Origin of the sequence: Micromonospora sp. NPDC005237 (genome assembly GCF_040607775.1) — a bacterium.
Lineage (GTDB): Bacteria > Actinomycetota > Actinomycetes > Mycobacteriales > Micromonosporaceae > Micromonospora.
Map to the genome: position 1 here is coordinate 1 of NZ_JBEXHJ010000010.1, position 17076 is coordinate 17076.

The 17076-nt window shown below is 74.0% G+C and carries 22 protein-coding genes and 1 tRNA gene; 19 read left to right on the forward strand and 4 right to left on the reverse strand.

Annotated features, from left to right (window positions below):
• From ABZT87_RS25785 to ABZT87_RS25825, 9 genes are all read left to right on the forward strand, one after another.
• Positions 1-481 (forward strand): 4Fe-4S dicluster domain-containing protein (locus ABZT87_RS25785; RefSeq protein ID WP_355138761.1); only part of this gene is annotated, 481 nt, incomplete at its 5' end.
• Complete coding sequence (nrfD, locus tag ABZT87_RS25790; protein WP_354862906.1) at positions 478-1599, forward strand: NrfD/PsrC family molybdoenzyme membrane anchor subunit; 1122 nt, start codon at positions 478-480, stop codon at positions 1597-1599. The genes ABZT87_RS25785 and nrfD, both read left to right, overlap by 4 nt.
• A gap of 34 nt (positions 1600-1633) precedes the next feature.
• A tRNA-Sec gene (locus ABZT87_RS25795) sits at positions 1634-1729 on the forward strand.
• Between the two features lie 20 nt (positions 1730-1749).
• On the forward strand, positions 1750-3054 hold the full coding sequence (gene selA / locus ABZT87_RS25800) for an L-seryl-tRNA(Sec) selenium transferase (protein WP_355138763.1): 1305 nt from the start codon (positions 1750-1752) through the stop codon (positions 3052-3054).
• Between the two features lie 2 nt (positions 3055-3056).
• Complete coding sequence (gene selB / locus ABZT87_RS25805) at positions 3057-4811, forward strand: selenocysteine-specific translation elongation factor (RefSeq protein WP_355138765.1); 1755 nt, start codon at positions 3057-3059, stop codon at positions 4809-4811.
• A gap of 59 nt (positions 4812-4870) precedes the next feature.
• A complete protein-coding gene (locus tag ABZT87_RS25810; protein ID WP_355138767.1) occupies positions 4871-5629 on the forward strand; it encodes a hypothetical protein in 759 nt (252 codons plus the stop codon).
• A gap of 39 nt (positions 5630-5668) precedes the next feature.
• Positions 5669-5866 carry a hypothetical protein gene (locus tag ABZT87_RS25815; RefSeq protein WP_088989536.1) on the forward strand — a complete coding sequence of 66 codons (198 nt, stop codon included), beginning with the start codon at positions 5669-5671 and terminating at the stop codon, positions 5864-5866.
• Positions 5867-5946: 80 nt separating this feature from the next.
• Positions 5947-7224 (forward strand): hemolysin family protein, encoded by a 1278-nt coding sequence (locus ABZT87_RS25820; RefSeq protein WP_355138769.1) that lies wholly within the window; start codon positions 5947-5949, stop codon positions 7222-7224.
• 73 nt (positions 7225-7297) lie between these two features.
• On the forward strand, positions 7298-7486 hold the full coding sequence (locus ABZT87_RS25825; protein ID WP_355139093.1) for a hypothetical protein: 189 nt from the start codon (positions 7298-7300) through the stop codon (positions 7484-7486).
• A 5-nt stretch (positions 7487-7491) separates the two neighbouring features.
• Here ABZT87_RS25825 and ABZT87_RS25830 read toward each other — a convergent pair whose 3' ends face one another.
• Complete coding sequence (locus tag ABZT87_RS25830) at positions 7492-8142, reverse strand: hypothetical protein (RefSeq protein ID WP_354862916.1); 651 nt, start codon at positions 8140-8142, stop codon at positions 7492-7494.
• A 133-nt stretch (positions 8143-8275) separates the two neighbouring features.
• On the opposite strand from ABZT87_RS25830, the gene ABZT87_RS25835 reads away from it, so the two are divergent.
• Entirely contained in the window at positions 8276-8482 is a 207-nt protein-coding gene (locus tag ABZT87_RS25835; protein WP_354862918.1) for a hypothetical protein, read from the forward strand.
• Here ABZT87_RS25835 and ABZT87_RS25840 read toward each other — a convergent pair.
• The 3 genes from ABZT87_RS25840 to ABZT87_RS25850 form a co-directional block, all read right to left on the reverse strand.
• Complete coding sequence (locus ABZT87_RS25840; protein ID WP_355138771.1) at positions 8479-8955, reverse strand: hypothetical protein; 477 nt, start codon at positions 8953-8955, stop codon at positions 8479-8481. The genes ABZT87_RS25835 and ABZT87_RS25840 overlap by 4 nt on opposite strands.
• The gene (locus ABZT87_RS25845) at positions 8952-9164 is read right to left on the reverse strand and encodes a phosphatidylethanolamine-binding protein (RefSeq protein ID WP_088948250.1); all 213 of its coding nucleotides are present in this window, start codon (positions 9162-9164) and stop codon (positions 8952-8954) included. The genes ABZT87_RS25840 and ABZT87_RS25845 overlap by 4 nt, the downstream gene beginning before the upstream one ends.
• 72 nt (positions 9165-9236) lie before the next feature.
• Positions 9237-10118: a universal stress protein gene (locus ABZT87_RS25850; protein ID WP_355138773.1), complete on the reverse strand. Its 882-nt coding sequence runs from the start codon at positions 10116-10118 to the stop codon at positions 9237-9239.
• A 115-nt stretch (positions 10119-10233) separates the two neighbouring features.
• Between ABZT87_RS25850 and ABZT87_RS25855 the strand changes: the two genes are divergently transcribed.
• The 9 genes from ABZT87_RS25855 (at position 10234) to ABZT87_RS25895 (ending at position 17056) form a co-directional block, all read left to right on the forward strand.
• Positions 10234-10980: an SAM-dependent methyltransferase gene (locus ABZT87_RS25855; RefSeq protein ID WP_355138775.1), complete on the forward strand. Its 747-nt coding sequence runs from the start codon at positions 10234-10236 to the stop codon at positions 10978-10980.
• Between the two features lie 75 nt (positions 10981-11055).
• Positions 11056-12234: a PP2C family protein-serine/threonine phosphatase gene (locus ABZT87_RS25860; RefSeq protein ID WP_354855317.1), complete on the forward strand. Its 1179-nt coding sequence runs from the start codon at positions 11056-11058 to the stop codon at positions 12232-12234.
• 56 nt (positions 12235-12290) lie between these two features.
• Entirely contained in the window at positions 12291-12755 is a 465-nt protein-coding gene (locus ABZT87_RS25865; protein ID WP_354855316.1) for a MarR family transcriptional regulator, read from the forward strand.
• Between the two features lie 293 nt (positions 12756-13048).
• Positions 13049-13681: a CDP-alcohol phosphatidyltransferase family protein gene (locus ABZT87_RS25870; protein ID WP_355138777.1), complete on the forward strand. Its 633-nt coding sequence runs from the start codon at positions 13049-13051 to the stop codon at positions 13679-13681.
• Positions 13678-14616, forward strand: coding sequence for a DUF881 domain-containing protein (locus ABZT87_RS25875; protein WP_355138779.1), 939 nt, complete (start codon positions 13678-13680; stop codon positions 14614-14616). Before ABZT87_RS25870 ends, ABZT87_RS25875 begins: the two co-directional genes overlap by 4 nt.
• Entirely contained in the window at positions 14613-14945 is a 333-nt protein-coding gene (locus ABZT87_RS25880) for a small basic family protein (RefSeq protein ID WP_007460356.1), read from the forward strand. The genes ABZT87_RS25875 and ABZT87_RS25880 overlap by 4 nt, the downstream gene beginning before the upstream one ends.
• 11 nt (positions 14946-14956) lie before the next feature.
• Positions 14957-15922, forward strand: a complete 966-nt coding sequence (locus ABZT87_RS25885) for a DUF881 domain-containing protein (RefSeq protein ID WP_355138781.1) — start codon at positions 14957-14959, stop codon at positions 15920-15922.
• 83 nt (positions 15923-16005) lie between these two features.
• Positions 16006-16386 (forward strand): glycine cleavage system protein GcvH, encoded by a 381-nt coding sequence (gene gcvH / locus ABZT87_RS25890; protein ID WP_007460354.1) that lies wholly within the window; start codon positions 16006-16008, stop codon positions 16384-16386.
• Between the two features lie 217 nt (positions 16387-16603).
• Entirely contained in the window at positions 16604-17056 is a 453-nt protein-coding gene (locus tag ABZT87_RS25895) for an FHA domain-containing protein (RefSeq protein WP_007071101.1), read from the forward strand.
• Positions 17057-17076 lie beyond the last annotated feature (20 nt).

The following is a 17076-nucleotide window of genomic DNA, read 5'->3' on the forward strand; positions in this document are numbered from 1 at the left end:
GACGGAGTTCGGGACGGTGGTGGTGCAGGAGGACATCTGTAATGGGTGTGGGTACTGCATTTCGGCGTGTCCGTATGGGGTGATCGATCAGCGTAGGGGTGATGGTCGGGCGTGGAAGTGCACGCTGTGTTATGACCGGTTGGGTGCGGGGATGACGCCGGCGTGTGCGCAGGCGTGTCCGACGGAGTCGATTCAGTACGGGCCCCTGGACGAGTTGCGGGAGCGGGCGGCGCAGCGGGTGGCGACTCTGCGGGAGCGGGGGGTGTCGGAGGCGCGTCTGTACGGGGAGGATCCGAACGACGGTGTGGGTGGTGACGGGGCGTTCTTCCTGTTGTTGGATGAGCCGGAGGTGTACGGGTTGCCGCCGGATCCGGTGGTGACGACGCGGGATCTGCCGGCGATGTGGAAACGCGCCGGCCTCGCCGCGCTGGCCATGACGGCGGCGACCGTCGCCGCGTTCGTCGTCGGAGGATCCTCGTGAGCACAGAGCGCCCCCGGGTGGGCGATCGGTTCCGCCGGTTCACCAACGCCCGCGACGAGATGGCCGCACGGCAGCCCGGTGGTGACTCGGTCGCACGGCAGCCCGGCGGCGACCCGGCCCGGCGGGCGGGCCGGCGGCGCGGTCGGGGCGGCGGCGAGGAGCTGCGGGTTCCGGAGGCCGAGTTCACGTCGTACTACGGGCGGCCCATCCTGAAGGCGCCGGTCTGGAAGTGGGACATCGCCGCGTACCTGTTCACCGGCGGGCTGGCCGCCGGCTCGTCGCTGCTCGCCGCGGGAGGGCAGCTCACCGGCCGGCCGGTGCTGCGCCGCGCCGGTCGGGTCACCGCGCTGGGCGCCGTCAGCGCCAGCGCCGTCTTCCTGATCCGGGACCTGGGCCGGCCGGAGCGGTTCCACCACATGCTGCGGGTGGCCAAACCGACCTCGCCGATGTCGGTGGGCACCTGGATCCTCACCGCGTTCGGGCCGGCCGCCGGGGTCGCCGCGATCGCCGAGGGCGCCGGCCTGCTGCCCCGCCGCGGGCTGCTCGGGTTGGCCGGCCGGGCACTGCCGCCGGTCGGGCACGCCGCCGGGCTCGTCGCCGCCGCCACCGCGCCGGCGCTGGCCACGTACACCGGGGTGCTGCTCGCCGACACGGCGGTGCCGTCGTGGCATGAGGCGTACCCCGAGTTGCCGGTCATCTTCGCGGGCAGCGCGCTGGCCAGCGGGGCCGGCGTGGGTCTGCTCGCCGCGTCACCGGCGCAGGCGGGGCCGGCCCGCCGGATGGCGGTGGCCGGCGCGGCCCTGGAGCTGTACGGCGCGCACCGGGTGGAGACCCGCCTGGGGTTGCTCAGCGAGCCCTACCGGTCGGGGCGGCCCGGTCGGCTGCTGCGCGCCGGTCGGCTGCTGACCGTCGCCGGGGTGGCCGGGGCGCTGCTCGGCCGGCGCAGCCGCGCGGCGGGCGCGTTGTCCGGGGTCGCGTTGCTGGGCGCGTCGGTGGCCACCCGGTTCGGCATCTTCTACGGTGGCGTCGCGTCGGCGCGCGACCCGCGCTACACGGTGGTGCCGCAACGCGAGCGGGTGAATGCTCGACGGACCGGGGTGGATCCGGCGGCTGACTGAGCGGCCGCTTGGGCGTTGTGATCGAATGTCCGACGGAGGCGTTCAGGCGGCTGGTGCCCCTCCCGGTCTTCAAAACCGGTGTGGTCCGGGACCCGGGCCAGGCGGGTTCGATTCCCGTCCGTCTCCGCCAACGGCGGCAGGAGTGACGTGATGCGCGACGGCAGCGTGGACCCGCGACGCCGGGTGCCCCGCACCGATACGCTGCTCGCCGATTCGCGGCTGGCCGAGGCCGTCGCGACCCTCGGCCGGGACCGGGTCAAGGCCGCCGTCGTCCAGGCGCAGGAGCGGGCCCGCCGCGGTGAGATCGAGCCCGACGAGGTCCCCGACGCCGTGGTCGCCGGGCTGCCCGCCCCGGGTCCGCGGACGGTGCTCAACGCCACCGGCGTCGTGCTGCACACCAATCTGGGTCGGGCGCCGCTGTCACCCGCCGCCGTCGCCGCGGTCGTGGCGGCCGCCGGCCACACCGACGTCGAGCTGGACCTGCGCACGGGGCGACGCGCGCGTCGTGGCCGGGACGCGATGGACGCGCTGGCCGCCGCCGTGCCGGACGCCGCCGCCGTACACGTGGTCAACAACGGCGCCGCCGCGCTGGTGCTGGCCGCCACCGCGCTGGCCGCCGGCCGGGAGATCGTCGTCAGCCGAGGCGAACTGGTCGAGATCGGCGACGGTTTCCGCCTGCCGGACCTGCTGGAGAGCACCGGCGCCCGCCTGCGCGAGGTGGGCACCACCAACCGCACCACGCTCGACGACTACGCCGCGGCCGTCGGACCGCAGACCGGGTTCGTGCTCAAGGTGCACCCGTCGAACTTCCAGATCACCGGCTTCACCTCGGCCACACCGGTACGCCAACTGGCCACGCTCGACGTGCCGGTGGTCGCCGACATCGGCTCCGGGCTGCTCGCGCCGGATCCACTGCTGCCCGACGAGCCGGACGCGGCCGGCACCCTGCGCGCCGGCGCGGCCCTGGTCACCGCGAGCGGCGACAAGCTGCTCGGCGGCCCCCAGGCCGGACTGCTGCTCGGCGACGCCGCGCTTGTCGAACGGCTACGCCGCCACCCGCTGGCCCGGGCGCTGCGCGTGGACAAGCTGACCCTGGCCGCGCTGGCCGCCACCCTGCACCGCCCGGACACGCCGACGCGGACCGCGCTGCACGCCGACCCGGCCGCTCTGCGCAGCCGGGTGGAGCTGCTGCGTGACCGGCTCGGCGCGGAGGGACGCAAGGCGGAGGTCGTCCCGGCGGTCGCCGTGGTCGGCGGCGGCGGCGCCCCCGGCGTCGAGCTGGACTCGTGGGCGCTGAGCCTGCCCGAGCGGTACGCCGTGCCGCTGCGCACCGGTGACCAGCCGGTGCTCGGCCGGGTGGTGCGGGGCCGGCTCCTGCTCGACCTGCGCTGTGTTCCCGTCGACGCCGACGAGGCGGTCCTGGCGGCCGTGCTGCGCGTCGGAGGGGACGACTGATCATGTTCGTCGTCGCCACCGCCGGGCACGTCGACCACGGCAAGTCGACCCTGGTCCGGGCGTTGACCGGGATGGAACCCGACCGATGGGCCGAGGAACGCCGCCGGGGCATGACCATCGACCTGGGTTTCGCCTGGACGACGCTGCCGTCCGGCGCCACCATCGCCTTCGTCGACGTGCCCGGGCACGAGCGGTTCGTGCCGAACATGCTCGCGGGGGTCGGCCCGGTGCCGGCCGCGTTGCTCGTGGTCGCCGCCGACGAGGGGTGGATGCCGCAGTCCGCCGAGCACCTGGCCGCGCTCGACGCGCTCGGCGTCGGGTACGGCCTGCTGGTGGTGACCCGCGCGGACCTGGCCGACCCCGCGCCGGCGGCGGAGCGAGCCCGCGCCGAGATCGGGGCGAGCAGCCTCGGCGCGGTGGAGACGGTGGCGGTCAGTGGGCTGACCGGTGCCGGCCTGCCGGAGCTGCGGGCCGCGCTGGAGCGGCTCACCGCCCGGCTGCCCGCCCCCACAGTGGACGCCCCGGTGCGCCTCTGGGTGGACCGCAGCTTCACCGTGCGGGGCAGTGGCACCGTCGTCACCGGCACGCTGGGCGCCGGCCGGTTGCGCGTCGGCGACGAGTTGGAGCTGGCCGGGGCCGACGAACTGGTTCGGGTTCGGGGCCTGCACTCCCTCGGCGAGGCCCGTCCGCAGGCGGCGGCCGTGGCCCGGGTGGCGGTCAACCTGCGCGGTACGCCCCGTGACCGGCTCGGCCGCGGCGACGCGCTGCTCACCCCGGGCCGGTTCCATCACACCGACGTCATCGACGTACGGCTCACCGGCGACCCGGCCGCCGACCTGCCCGCCACCCTCACCCTGCACGTGGGGTCGGCGGCGGTGCCGGTGCGGGTCCGGCCGCTCGGCGCGGACACCGTCCGGCTGCGGCTGGCCCGCCCGTTGCCGCTGCTGGTCGGCGACCGGGCGCTGCTGCGTGATCCCGGCCGACACCACGTGGCCGGCGGCGTACGGGTCCTCGACGTGGCGCCGCCACCGCTGTCGCGGCGGGGCGCGGCTGCCGCCCGCGCGACGGTCCTGGCCGACCTCGACGGTCGACCCGACCTGGCCGGTGAGCTGCGCCGCCGTCGGCTGGTGCGGGTCGGCACGCTGCGCCGGATGGGCGTGCCGGTGCAGGCCACGCCGGTGGCCGGTGACTGGCTGGCCGACCCCGCGCACTGGCAGCGGCTCGGCGAGCAACTCACCGAGGAGGTCGGCCGGTACGCCCGGGAGCACCCGTTGGAGCCGGGCATGCCGGTGGACGCGCTGCGTCAACACCTCGCCCTGCCCGACCGGGCGCTGGTCGAGGCGCTGATCCGCCCGCCGCTGCGGGTCCACGGTGGGCGGATCGGCACGGCCGCCGTCGACACCCTGCCGGAACCGGTGGCCCGAGCCGTGCAGCGGGTCCGCGCCGAGTACGCCGACCGGCCGTTTCGCGCCCCCGAGGCGGACCGCCTCGTCGATTTGGGCCTGGGCCCCCGGGAGATCGGTGCGGCGGTACGCGCGGGCGCGCTGCTGCGGCTGGCCGACACGGTGGTGCTGCTGCCCGACGCCCTCGACGCGGCGGTCACCGTGCTGGCGGGGCTGCCGCAGCCGTTCACCCTGTCGGCGGCCCGGCAGGCGTTGGACACCACCCGCCGGGTGGCGGTGCCGCTGCTGGAGCTGCTGGACCGCCGCGGCGTCACCCGCCGGCTGCCCGACGACGCCCGGGTCGTCGTCACCTGAGCGTGCCACCGCGATGATCCGGGGCGGACAGGATTGCGGCGGGCTGCCAGGGTGAACAGATGGCCGAGCTGTCCCCGTCCCTGTCCCCGTCGCGGCCGTTCGCTGACCGGTGGCGTGGTGTCGTCTCGGTCGCGCTGCGCTGGGGGTTGCCGCTGCTGTGGGTGCTGTGGGTGCTGTGGGCTTCGCTGGCTTGGTGGGTGGCGCCGCGCGAGGCGACGGCGGGCCAGCTCGACCGGGATCTGGCGGCGGGCCGGGTGGTGAGCTTCCAACGGGCGTCGGGCTGGGCCGACGACGACGCGTACTGGGGCAGCCGGCCGCAGCCGCGGTACGACCCGCAGGGCGCGATGATCGCCTGGAGCGTGCCGAGTGGCCGGGTCCGGTACGCCTTCGTCGAGCCGCCCGACGCACAGGCGGAGCCCGCCGGGCCGCAGTCGACGGACCGGCCCGCCGGGTTGGACGCGAGACTGGCCGCGTCGGCGGACCTGTGGCAGAGCGCCGGCGCTGCCGCGCACCGGATCGCCGACGCCGCCGGGCTGCTCGCCGGCGCGGTGACCCTGCTGTGGCTGGTCCGGCTGGTCGGCGGCGCCCCGCCGTTGGTCGGCACCCGGTGGTTCTGGTACTGGATCGGGCTCCTGCCGTTCGGGGTGGGCGTGCTGGCCTGGTCGTACCGGGAGATCTGGCGGCCGCCGCCGGTGCCGCCGCCCGTTCGCGCCTCGGGGTGGCGCGGCGTCGGTTGGCTGCTGCTCGGCGGGATCGGCATCGTCCTGCTGGTGTCCGCCGCGCGTGCCGTGCTCGGCGTCGCGGTGGTGCCGGGCTAACCGGCCCCTCGACCGTCGGCGGTCACCTACGGTGACGCCATGGACCCTTCGGCGGTCTGGCGGGACCGGCAGCACCAATGGCGGATCGAGGCGTACCGCGCGCCGGATCTGCGGTTCGCCATCTACGCGACCAACGGCCCCACCGAGTCGGTGCCGCTCTGGCTGTTCGGCATGTCGGCGCTGGCCCGGTGGCTGATGACCCACTCCATCTCGCTGGACGACCTGGAGGTCGACTGAGCGCCCCGCCGGCCGGAAACGGGGCCCGGAGCCGGGCGCGCTGCGGTTAGGTGACCTCAGGCGGTCAACGGGGGTGGGCGGTGGGCGGTCAGCTGGGGCAGTTGGCGCTGGTGGCCGTGCTGGTGCTGGTCAACGCCGCGCTCTCCGGCAGCGAGATGGCGCTGGTGACGCTGCGGGAGGGGCAGTTGCGCCGGTTGGGTCGGCGGACCCGCGCCGGTGACCGGCTGGTCCGGCTCTCGCGGGACCCGAACCGCTATCTGGCCACCATCCAGCTCGGCATCACCCTGGCCGGGTTCCTCGCCTCGGCTGCCGCGGCGGTGTCGCTCGCCCAGCCGCTGGTCGGCCCGTTGGGCTTCCTCGGCGCGGCGGCCCGCCCGGCCTCGGTGCTGCTGGTGACCGTGGCGCTGACCTTCGTCACGTTGGTGCTGGGCGAGTTGGCGCCCAAGCGGCTGGCCATGCAGCGGGCCGAGCGGTGGGCGTTGCTCAGCGCCGGGCCGCTGGACCTGCTCGCCCGGGTGTCCCGCCCGGCGGTGTGGCTGCTCAGTCGGGCCACCGACATGGTGGTCCGGCTGGCCGGCGGGGACCCCCGGGCCAGTCGGGAGGAGATGACCGAGGAGGAGTTGCGGGAGATGCTGGTCAGTCAGCGTGGCCTGTCGGCGCAGCAGCGGGAGATCCTGACCGGCGCGTTCGACATCGCCGGTCGGACACTGCGGGAGATCCTGGTGGCCCGCCGGGAGGTGACCACGCTGCCGACCGACGTGGCCGCCGACGAGGGGGTACGCCTGCTGGCCGCCGCAGGCCGGTCCCGCGCCCCGGTGACCGGCCCCGGCGGTCTGGACGAGGTGGTCGGCGTGGTGCACATCCGCGATCTGGTGCGGGCCGGCACCGGGACGGTGGGGGAGCGGGTCCGGTCACCGTTGCTGCTGCCGGTCACCCTGCCGGTGGCCGACGCGTTGCGCCGGTTGCGCCAGGAACACCAGCAACTGGCCCTCGTCGTCGACGAGCACGGCGGCATCGACGGCATCGTCACGCTGGAGGACCTGCTGGCCGAGGTCGTCGGCGAGTTGTACGACGAGACCGACCGCGACGTGCGCGGCGTGGCCCGGGAGCCGGAGGGGGCGCTGCTGGTGCCCGGTGACTTCCCCCTGCACGACCTGCCCGATCTGGGGGTGCGACTGAGCTTCCCGCTGTCGCGGGAGTACACGACGGTGGCCGGGCTGGTGCTGGCCCGGTTGGGTCACCTGCCGGGTGAGCCGGGCGAGACGGTGCGGTTGCCCGGGTTGACCATCGAGGTGGTGGAGGTCGCCGACCGGGCGGTGCGGCGGGTGCGGCTGCGCGGGTTCGTCGCCGAGCGCTGAGCGCGTCGCCCAGAAGAGGGACAACACGGGCGAAACACCCCCTAGCGGATGCTCCTCGCCTACGGTGCGGTACGTGAAGGACCGAGGGTTGCGTACGTTCGTCACCGTGCTCGCCGGTCTCGCGGTGATCTACTTCGGCAGCGCGGGCCGCAGCCCCGAGGAGGGCCGTGGCATCTCCGGCGGGGTCATCGTCCTGGCGCTGCTCGCCGCGCTCGGCGTGTGGCACCTGACCCGACCGCCGGGAGACAAGCCGGTCAAGTGAGCGCCTCAGCCGGCGGCGACACGGGTGACCTCGCCCGCGGACTCCTCGCCGAGCGCCACCCGGACCAGCGCCGAGGCGAGCCGGCCGAAGTCCGGTTCGGCGACCAGCCCCGCCAGCCGGTCCGGTGAGCCCGGCAGGCCCAGCCGCTTCGCGCCGGCGAGGGCCCGACGGTCGGCGTACGGGCGCAGGTCGGACCAGACCGTCTGGGCCTCGCGCAGGTAGATGTCCGCGCCGGTGGGCCCGATGCCGGGGAACTCGGTGAGCCGTCGGCGCAGCCCGGCCGGGTCGCCCTGGGCGTCCCGGTGCAGCCGCCGCAGGTCGCCGTGCCAGCGGTCCAGACACAGCCGCGCGCCGGTGCCGAGCATGGTGGCGGTGCGCTCGTCGTAGCGGCGGTAGTGACCGCGGCCCAGCGCGTCGACCCGCTGCTGCCAGCTCGCCGCCTCCATCGCCTGCGGCGTGCGGTAGCCGGCCGCGAACAGCTCCCGCGCGGCGTCGACCGCCACGCACGCCCGGATCCGGGTGCTCAGCAGGGTGGCCAGCACCAGCAGCTGGTAGAGCGGACCGGGGCGGTCGGCGAGCCGGATACCGGCCTCCTCGGCGTACGTGTGGCTGCGCCGGTCCAGCAGGACCCGCACCACCGCTCGATCGTCACCCACACCGGGTGGGTACCCACCCTGGGCGCGGCTAGCCCTGCGGGCGCGGGGCGGGACCGGAATGCCGCCCGGCCGGACGGGTATGCCGCCGGTGGAGGCGGTCGATGCCGCCTGCCGTACCCGGAGGGAGACACTCGTGGTCAACCCGCAGCAGGAGGAGTTCCGGCGCAACGCCAAGGGAGCGACGAGTCAGGACAGCAAGGGGCCCCAGCCGACCGGGCATCCGCTCAACCGCGGCACGTCGCGCGGAGACGCCGGTCGGCCGGTGCCCAAGGGCCAGGTGTCGCCGTACGGCCCGGCGGGTGAGCCGGTCGCCGAGGACGACAGCGACGCCCGCGCCTAACGACCGTGACCGGACGGCCGCCGCAACCTGTTCCAGGTGGCGGCGGCCGTCAGTCCGTATGCCAGGTGCGGGATGATGTCGGACATCCAGTCGGAGCGCCGCCAGGTGCGCGGATCGCTGATCCCCAGCGCGGTGATGGACCCGTCGGTCATCGCCATGACGCCGGCGCAGAGCACGCCGGTGGCCATCGGCAGTGGCTGGCGCCGACCACCGGCGTAGAGCGCGAACGCCACGCCGGCGGCGATACCCAGCCCGTAGCCGATCAGGGGCCCGAGCCCCGAGCGGCGGTTCGCCGCCCGGGGCCCCGACCCCAGGTCCACGTGCGCGATGCCGGCCAGCCGGTCGACGGTCTGCTCCGGTGTGCTGCTCGCCGGCCGTGCCCGCAGAGCGATGTCCAGGTAGCTGACCACGTTGAGCGCGGTGCTGCCGACGGCGCCCGCGATGGCGCCGTCGGCCAGGTCGACCCCCCTCACTTCGGGTCGCCCGGTTCGCGTTCACTCTTGGGGCCGTAGGTGCGCTCGCCGCGTACGACGCCCCGTTGGCCGCGATCCTCCTGCAGGATCCGGTTCGCGACCTGGTTGGCCTTGCCGTCGGGCACCCGGCGTCCGGAGTCGTCGATCGCGTTGCGCAACCGCGCCCGCTGCTTGTCGTACGCGTTGCTGCCCGGCCGTGGTCCTGGCATCTGCTGCCTCCTTCGTCGCCGTTGGCGTACCGCGGCCGTCTACCCGTCTGGCGGGGGGCCAACCCCGGGGTGTCAGCGGGGGCCGCGGACCACGGCGACCGGGCAGCGGGCGTGGTGCAGCACCGACTGACTCACCGACCCCAGCAGCAAGCCGGTCACCTCGCCACGCCCCTGCCCCCCGACGACCAACAGTTGGGCGGACCGGGACGCCTCGGCGAGCACCGCGCCGGCGCGGCCGTGCGCCGCCCGCCAGGTCAGCCGCAGCCCCGGGTGGCGGTCGGTCAGCCCGTCCAGCCAGCCGGTGAGCATCCGCTCCTGCTCGGCGTGCAGCTGCGCCTCGTCGTACACCAGGGGTTGCATGTCACCGGGGCCGCTGCTGCCGGGGTGCCGGTAGGCGTGCACCGCGCGCAGCGGCACGCCGCGCGCCACGGCGGTCTCGGCGGCGAAGTCGGCGGCGAGCCGGGACGCCGCCGAGCCGTCCATCGCCACCAGCACCGGCTCGTCGGGGCGTTGGTCGCCGCGGGCGACGAGCACCGGGCAGTCGGCGTACGCGCAGACCTGCACCGCCACCGAGCCGACGACAAGCGCGGAGAAGCCGCCCAGCCCGCGGTCGCCGAGCACGATGAGCGCGGCGGTGGGGGACTCACCCACCAGCACCGCGGACGCCTCGCCGTCGATGATCTCGCCGGAGACCGTCAGCCCGGGCGCGGTCGCCTCGGCCTCGGCCACCGCGGCGGCGACCAGCTCCTCGGCCCGCTGGCGCAGTCCGGCGCCGGGCGGCGCGTCGGGAGCGGGGGAGACCGGCACGTGCAGCAGCGGCCAGATGAAGCCGTGCACCACCCGCAGCGGCCGGTGCCGGCGGACGGCCTCGGCGGCGGCCAGGCGCACCGCGCGCAGGGACGGCTCCGAGCCGTCCACGCCGACCACCACCGCCGCGCTGTCCGCCGAGTTCACCCGTCTCACCTCCCGCCGAGCCAGTATCGCGGGCGTGGCGGCGCGACGGAGCGATACCGCCGGTCGGGCCCGGGTCGGTACGCTGGCGGCGACCGGACGGGGAGGAGCGTCGTCGATGGATGAACCGGACGAGCCGAGCACCGCTCGCATGATCGACTTCTGGCTCGGCGGGGAACACCACTTCGACGTCGACGTGGCCGCGGCGACCGCCTTCGAGCAGGCGTACGGGCCGTGCGCGCCGGTCTTCCGGGAGTTGCGGGCGTTCCTGCGCCGGGCGGTGCGGGCGATGGTCGAGCAGGGCGTGGACGGGTTCCTGGTGTTCGGCGCGGGGGTGCCCACGATGGGCAACGTGCACGAGGTCGCCGCCGAGGCCACCGTGCTCTACACCGACGTCGACCCGGTCACCATCCGGCTGGGGCAGCGGATCCTCGCCGACAGCGACCGGGCGGGCTACGGCTACGGCGACGCCACCGACATCGGCACGATCGACCCGGCCCAGCTGCATCGATTCGTACCCGGGTGGGGGCGGCGGCCGGTGGGGGTGGTCTTCCTCGGGCTCGCCGCGTTCCTCGACGACGCCACGCTCACGCGCACCCTCGACGAGCTGTTCGCCGCCGCGGCGCCGGGCAGCCTGCTGGCCGTGGACTTCGACACCGAGGAGCTGGCCGCCCACCCGCAGGCGCTGGCGATGATGGGTCCGGAATTCCGGATGCGTCCCCCGGCGGCCTTCGCCCCACTGCTGGGCCGGTGGACGCCGACGTCGGACGGGATCGTCCCGGTCCACCGGTGGCGGCCCGCCGGCCCGCCCGCCGACGTGCCGGACGCCTTTCACGGCGTACTGGCGACACGGGACGCCGACTGACCCGCGACGACCGGCTGCCCGGTGGCGTCCGTATGATGCTTGCCCTGTAGCAAGTTTCTGGAGGGACGACCAACCATGGTGGACGCGCCGGACGGGGTGTCGCGCGCGCTGCGCGAGGCCGCGCCCGACCAGTTGGCGGAAGCGGCGGACCGGGCGATCCGGTCGGCGTTGGGCGCGTTACGCACCGACGTGTTCGTCGCCGACTACCGGATCAGCGGGCTCTGGCCGGTGCTGGATCCGGACCTGCCGGCGGCCGGAGCCCTGGCCCAGCACACCGTGGCGCAGCGCTGCTTCTCCAGCCAGCAGCCGGTGCGCGACGGGCTGGACGACGGAGTCTGCCGGCTCTACCTGCCCCTGACGGTCTGGGGGGAGCGGCTGGGTGTGCTGCTCATCGAACTGCCGACCGTCCCGGGCCCGGCGATGACCGGCCGCGCCACCGACATCGCCGGCGACCTGGCGGTGGCGATGCGGGCCGCGGACCGGGAGACCGACCGTTATCGGCGGGCCCGTCGCCGGGAGCGGCTCAGCATGGCCGCCGAGATGCAGTGGGACCTGCTGCCCGGTCGTAGCGTGGCGCACCGCGCCTTTCACCTGGCCGGGCAGTTGGAACCGGCGTACACCGTCGGTGGCGACCACTTCGACTGGTCGCTGGACGGTGACCGGCTGACCCTGACGGTGCTCAACGGCGAGGGCACGGGCCTGGCCGCGTCGCTGCTGACGGCGGTCACCGTGAACGCGATGCGCAACGCCCGCCGCTCCGGCGGTGGCCTGGTGGAGCAGGCGGAGCTGGCCTCGGACACGGTCTACTACCAGCACCGTGGCCGTCGGTACGTGGCCACGCTGCTGCTCGAGCTGGACATCCGCACCGGGCGGGTGCGGGCGGTCGACGCCGGTTCGCCGCACCTGCTGCGGATGCGTGGCGCGACGGTCGAGCCGGTGGAGCTGGAGCAGCAACTGCCGCTGGGCATGTTCGCCGAGACCCGCTACGAGCTGCAGGAGTTCCAGCTCGCGCCGGGTGACCGTGTCTTCGTCGTCAGCGACGGCGTGTGGGCGGCCGAGCCGGCGGGGCGGGAGCCGTACGGGCAGCGGATGATGGCCCGATCCCTGCGGGCCACACGGTTGCAGCCGGCGACCGAGGCGGTTGGTACGGTGATGCGCGAACTACACGCCTATCACGCGGATTCCGATTTGCGCGACGACGCCGTCGTCGTCTGCCTCGACTGGCATGGTCCGCGTGAGCGGGACGGCGGATGAGGGTTGCCGCCGCCGCGCCGGGCGGGCACCAGCGTGACGACGGCAGGGGACATCGGGTGGAGCGACCTGCGGATCTCGCCTCGGCGATCGACGCGGCCGCCGAGACGCTGATCGCCGTGCTCGACTCGGCGGCGTCGCGGCATCAGGTGCCACCGACCCAGCTGCGGGTGCTGATGCTGATCAGCGGCCGACGGGAGACCAACGTCAACGGTCTCGCGGAGCTGCTGGACGTGGTGCCCTCCTCGGCCAGCCGCCTCTGCGACCGGCTGGAGGCGACCGGTCTGTTGCGCCGGGTGGCCGACCCGCGCGACCGGCGGGAGGTGCGGTTGGTGCCGACCGCCGCCGCCCTGACCCTGCTGCGGGAGCTGGCGGAGCGGCGCCAGCGCGCGGTGCAGGCCGTGTTGGACCGGATGCCGCCCCGGATGCAGCACGATCTGTTGCTGTCGTTGCTCGCCTTCGGTCGGGCGGCCACGCAGACGGTGCCGGAGCAGCAGACCGATCAAGCGGTCCAGACGGCCTGAACCGCCGTCCCCCTTCCACTAGTATCCTAGGACGCTCTACGCGTGGTGATCCACGCCACAGTGCGGCACAGCCGCACCGACAGCACGCGGCGGCGGCCGAGGAGCGCGGGAAGCCCGATATAGTGGCAGCGCACTCAGCCGGCCCGTGATCATCGAGATCGCGGGCCGCATCAGGGCAGAGGTCCCATCCCGGGGCCGCAGGGGAGCCGGCGGTTGCCGGCCCGACAGCGCGTACGACCTCCGCCGCGCCCGATCTCGGTCTGGCGTCGGGGCGTGCGGTGGAGGAGGTTCGGGTGTCGCGTCGGCCGGCTCGGGCAGAGCATCCGCGGGACACCGGTGACCAGGCTCCCGGCGACCAGGTGCTCACCCTGCCCAACCTGATCAGCTTCGGGCGCCTGCTGGGCGTACCCCTGTTCCTCTACCTGTTCCTGGTGGCCCGCGCGGACGTGGCGGCGGTGGTGGTGCTGGCCATCGGCGGCACCACCGACTGGGTCGACGGTTGGATCGCGCGCCGGCTGAGTCAGGTGAGCCGGCTCGGGGAGCTGCTCGACCCCCTCGCCGACCGGCTCTACATCCTCGCCACGCTGCTTGCCTTCACCGCCCGGGAGATCGTGCCGTGGCAGTTCACGGCGGCGCTGCTGGCCCGGGAGGCGTTGCTGCTCGGCTCACTGGCGGTGTTGCGCCGCTACGGGTACGGGCCGCCACCGGTGCACTACGTGGGCAAGACCGCCACGTTCCTGCTGCTCGCGGCGTTCCCGGTGCTGCTGTTGGCCACCGAGTGGAGTCAGGCGGCGACGGCGACGGCCGCGATCGGCTGGGGGCTGGCCTGGTGGGGGCTGGTGCTCTACTGGGTGGCCGGCGCCATGTACGTGGTGCAGGCGTCGAGGCTGGTGCGCGCGGCGCGCGGCCCGGGAGCGGGCGCGTGAGCGCGACGCCGCCGGAGCGTCCCCGCCCGGATCGGGTGTACGCCCCGGACTTCCTCACCGAGCTGTTCCGCAACCCCCTGGATCCGGGGTACGCGGACGCGGCGGCCGCGCGCGAGCGGGTGGCGTCGTCGCAGGACGCGTCCCGGGGTTGGCCGGCGCGGTCGGTCAGCCTGGTCGTGGTGGTGGTGCTGGGTTTCCTGTTCGCGGTGGCGTATCGCCAGACGATGGCGGACGAGCCGGGGCGTGCTCAGGCCCGCTCCGGGTTGGTGGCGCAGATCAAGGAGCGGGAGAGCCAGACCGACCGGTTGTCGGCGCGCGCGGATCAGCTGCGGGAGGAGGTCAGCCGGCAGCGGGACGCGGCGTTGAGCGGGTCGACCGCGGCACGTCTGCGGGACCTGGAGGCGGTCACCGGGCTCGGCCGGGTGCGGGGTGACGGTGTGGTGGTGCGCCTGGCGGACGCCCCGGGCAACGCGGACGCGGTGACCGGTAAGGGCGCGGGGCCGCCGCAGGTGCTGTACAGCGATCTGCAGGGTGTGGCGAACGCGTTGTGGAGCGCCGGTGCCGAGGCGATCGCGATCAATGGGCAGCGGTTGACGTCGACGTCGACGATCCGTACGGCGGGCGAGGCGATCCTGGTGGATTTCCGGCCGGTGACGGGGCCGTACGAGGTGTCGGCGATCGGGCCGGGGTCGATGCGGCGCAAGTTCGAGGACAGTCGCAGCGCGGCGGTGATGCAGGAGGTCGCGCAGAAGACCGGCCTGTCGTTCGGTGTGCGCAAGGCGGAGGACCTCACCCTGCCGGCGGCTCCGGAGCCGCAGCTACGCTACGCCAAGCCGTCGGTCAGTCCGAGCCCTTCGGGGTCGGGTGTCCGGTCCGGCAGTCCTGGGTCGTCGGGTTCGCCGGGGACCGCTAGTCCTTCCGGAGGTGGCGGATGATCGCGGTGCTGGCGTTGCTCGCCGGTGTGGTGCTGGGCGTGTGGCTTGATCCCACGGTGCCAGCGGCGTTGCAGCCGTACCTGCCGATCGCGGTGGTCGCCGCGTTGGACGCGGTGTTCGGTGGGGTCCGGGCGAAGTTGGACCGCATCTTCGACGACAAGCAGTTCGTGGTGTCGTTCATCTCGAACGTGCTGGTGGCGGGTCTGATCGTGTATCTGGGGGATCAGTTGGGCGTGGGCGGGCAGTTGTCCACCGGTGTGGTGGTCGTTCTGGGTGTGCGGATCTTCGGGAATGTGGCGGCGATCCGTCGGCACCTGTTCCGGGCGTAGGTTTGACAGCGATGAGCGACGAGCAGGCGGAGACGGGGACGGGCTGGCCGCAGCCGGCGGTGCCGGGGCGGCCGGGTGAGCCGGCGGGTGAGCCGGATCCGCGGCCGGACGCGCCGGATCCGGACGAGTTGAGTCCGTTGGCGCCGCACGGTCCGACGAAGGAGCCGGAGTCTCCGGATGCGGAGCCCGGGGTGGCCCCGGTCGATGACGGCGCGACGGTGGACCTGAGCGCGGTGGCGCGGGCAGGTGAGCCGGTGGACGAGCCGGTGGCGGAGTCGGCCCCTGCGGTGGCGGCGGGTCGGTCGCGGTTCAGCGCGGCCGGGGTGATGATCGCGGCGTTGTTGGCGTTGCTGGGGTTCACGCTTGTCGTGCAGTTGCGGACGACGTCGACGGATCCGACGTTGGGGGCGACGCGTCAGGAGGATCTGGTGCGGATCCTGTCGGATCTGGATGCGCGCGAGAACCGTCTCCAGCAGGACATTCGGGCGTTGGAGGAGAGCCAGCGGCAGTTGGCCTCGGGTGCGCAGGGTCGGCAGGCGGCGTTGGACGAGGCGACTCGTCGGGCGGACGAGCTGGGGATTCTGGCGGGCACGTTGCCGGCGGTGGGTCCGGGGTTGACGGTGCAGTTCTCCAGCAACGGGGTCAAGCCGATCACGGCGGACCGGGTGTTGGACGCGGTGCAGGAGTTGCGGGGCGCGGGCGCGGAGGCGATGCAGATCTCCGGTGGTGACCGGGCGACGGTGCGGGTGATCGCATCGACGTACTTCCTCGATGGGGACAACGGGTCGTTGATGGTGGAGGGGCGTCGGTTGACGGGGCCGTACACCATCACGGTGATCGGTGATCCGGCGACGATGCGTACGGCGTTGAACATTCCTGGTGGGGTGGTCGCGTCGGTCCGGGGTGACGGCGGTAACGTGGCGTTTGGGGAGCGTGAGGTTGCCGAGGTTTCGGCGCTGCACGCGCCGACCAAGTAGGAACACGCCCGTCCGGTCTCCTGACCGGCGCGGCCGCGCCGGGCCCGGGTGGTCCGGGGCACCGATGGATGAGGACGCGTCTGGTGATTCCCGAGGATCTGCGATACACCGCCGAGCATGAGTGGGTGGCGGGTGACGGTACCGGCTCGGTGCGGGTCGGCATTACGCACTTCGCGCAGGACGCGTTGGGTGACATCGTGTACGTGCAGTTGCCGGAGGCGGGTGCGGTAGTCGCGGCCGGTGACTCGCTGGGTGAGATCGAGTCGACCAAGAGTGTGTCGGAGATCTACGCGCCGGTCGCGGGCACGGTGGCGGCGCGCAACGACGCGCTGGGTGACACCCCTGAGCTGATCAACACGGATCCGTACGGTGCGGGTTGGCTGGTGGAGATCACTCCGAACGATCCGACGGCGACGGACGGGTTGCTGACGGCGGGCGCGTACCAGAAGATCACCGAAGGCTGAGTGTGCTTGATCCGGTGTGCGGGATGTCTGCGCGCGTCCGGTTGCCCTGCATTTCGGCGCTGGCTAGGCTCGCCCAGTCGACCGAGAAGAATCCATTAGTTGAGCGTTGTGGAATTGCCTTCCCGGGCACGGGGAGCCAGCCGCCGGGTGGACGAGCGCCCGGCGGCCAGACCCGCCATTACCCGACGCCGACCGAACAGATCCGTGAGGTGGTCCCATGACGCGCCCAGACGACGAGTTCCCCCCACTCGACGTCACCTCGACGCTCAATCTCGGCTCGCTCGACGAAGTGCTGGAAGGGCCGGACACCGATGTGGTGCCGAGCCGGATGTCCGGTTCGTTGCCGCCGGGTATGGCGCTGCTGGTGGTTCGTCGCGGCCCGAATGCGGGTGCCCGGTTCCTGTTGGACCACGATGTGACGACCAGTGGCCGGCACCCGGACAGTGACATCTTCCTCGACGATGTGACGGTGTCGCGCCGGCACGCGGAGTTCCACCGTGATGGTGGGACGTTCACGGTGCGGGACGTGGGTAGCCTGAACGGCACGTACGTGAATCGTGAGCGGGTCGAGGCGGCCACGTTGAGCAATGGTGACGAGGTACAGATCGGTAAGTTCCGGGTGGTGTTCATCGCCGGTCCGCGCCCGGAGGAGGAGGCCGGCCGGGGGTGAACGAGCCTGCGGCCTCCACG

Excerpts from the sequence above, each read along its gene's own strand:
- selA (WP_355138763.1), top strand. The coding sequence starts at position 1,750 with ATGCGCGACGGCAGCGTGGACCCGCGACGCCGGGTGCCCCGCACCGAT.
- selB (WP_355138765.1), top strand. The coding sequence starts at position 3,057 with ATGTTCGTCGTCGCCACCGCCGGGCACGTCGACCACGGCAAGTCGACC.
- ABZT87_RS25810 (WP_355138767.1), top strand. The coding sequence starts at position 4,871 with ATGGCCGAGCTGTCCCCGTCCCTGTCCCCGTCGCGGCCGTTCGCTGAC.
- ABZT87_RS25815 (WP_088989536.1), top strand. The coding sequence starts at position 5,669 with ATGGACCCTTCGGCGGTCTGGCGGGACCGGCAGCACCAATGGCGGATC.
- ABZT87_RS25845 (WP_088948250.1), bottom strand. The coding sequence starts at position 9,164 with ATGCCAGGACCACGGCCGGGCAGCAACGCGTACGACAAGCAGCGGGCG.
- ABZT87_RS25855 (WP_355138775.1), top strand. The coding sequence starts at position 10,234 with ATGGATGAACCGGACGAGCCGAGCACCGCTCGCATGATCGACTTCTGG.
- ABZT87_RS25860 (WP_354855317.1), top strand. The coding sequence starts at position 11,056 with ATGGTGGACGCGCCGGACGGGGTGTCGCGCGCGCTGCGCGAGGCCGCG.
- ABZT87_RS25880 (WP_007460356.1), top strand. The coding sequence starts at position 14,613 with ATGATCGCGGTGCTGGCGTTGCTCGCCGGTGTGGTGCTGGGCGTGTGG.
- ABZT87_RS25885 (WP_355138781.1), top strand. The coding sequence starts at position 14,957 with ATGAGCGACGAGCAGGCGGAGACGGGGACGGGCTGGCCGCAGCCGGCG.
- ABZT87_RS25895 (WP_007071101.1), top strand. The coding sequence starts at position 16,604 with ATGACGCGCCCAGACGACGAGTTCCCCCCACTCGACGTCACCTCGACG.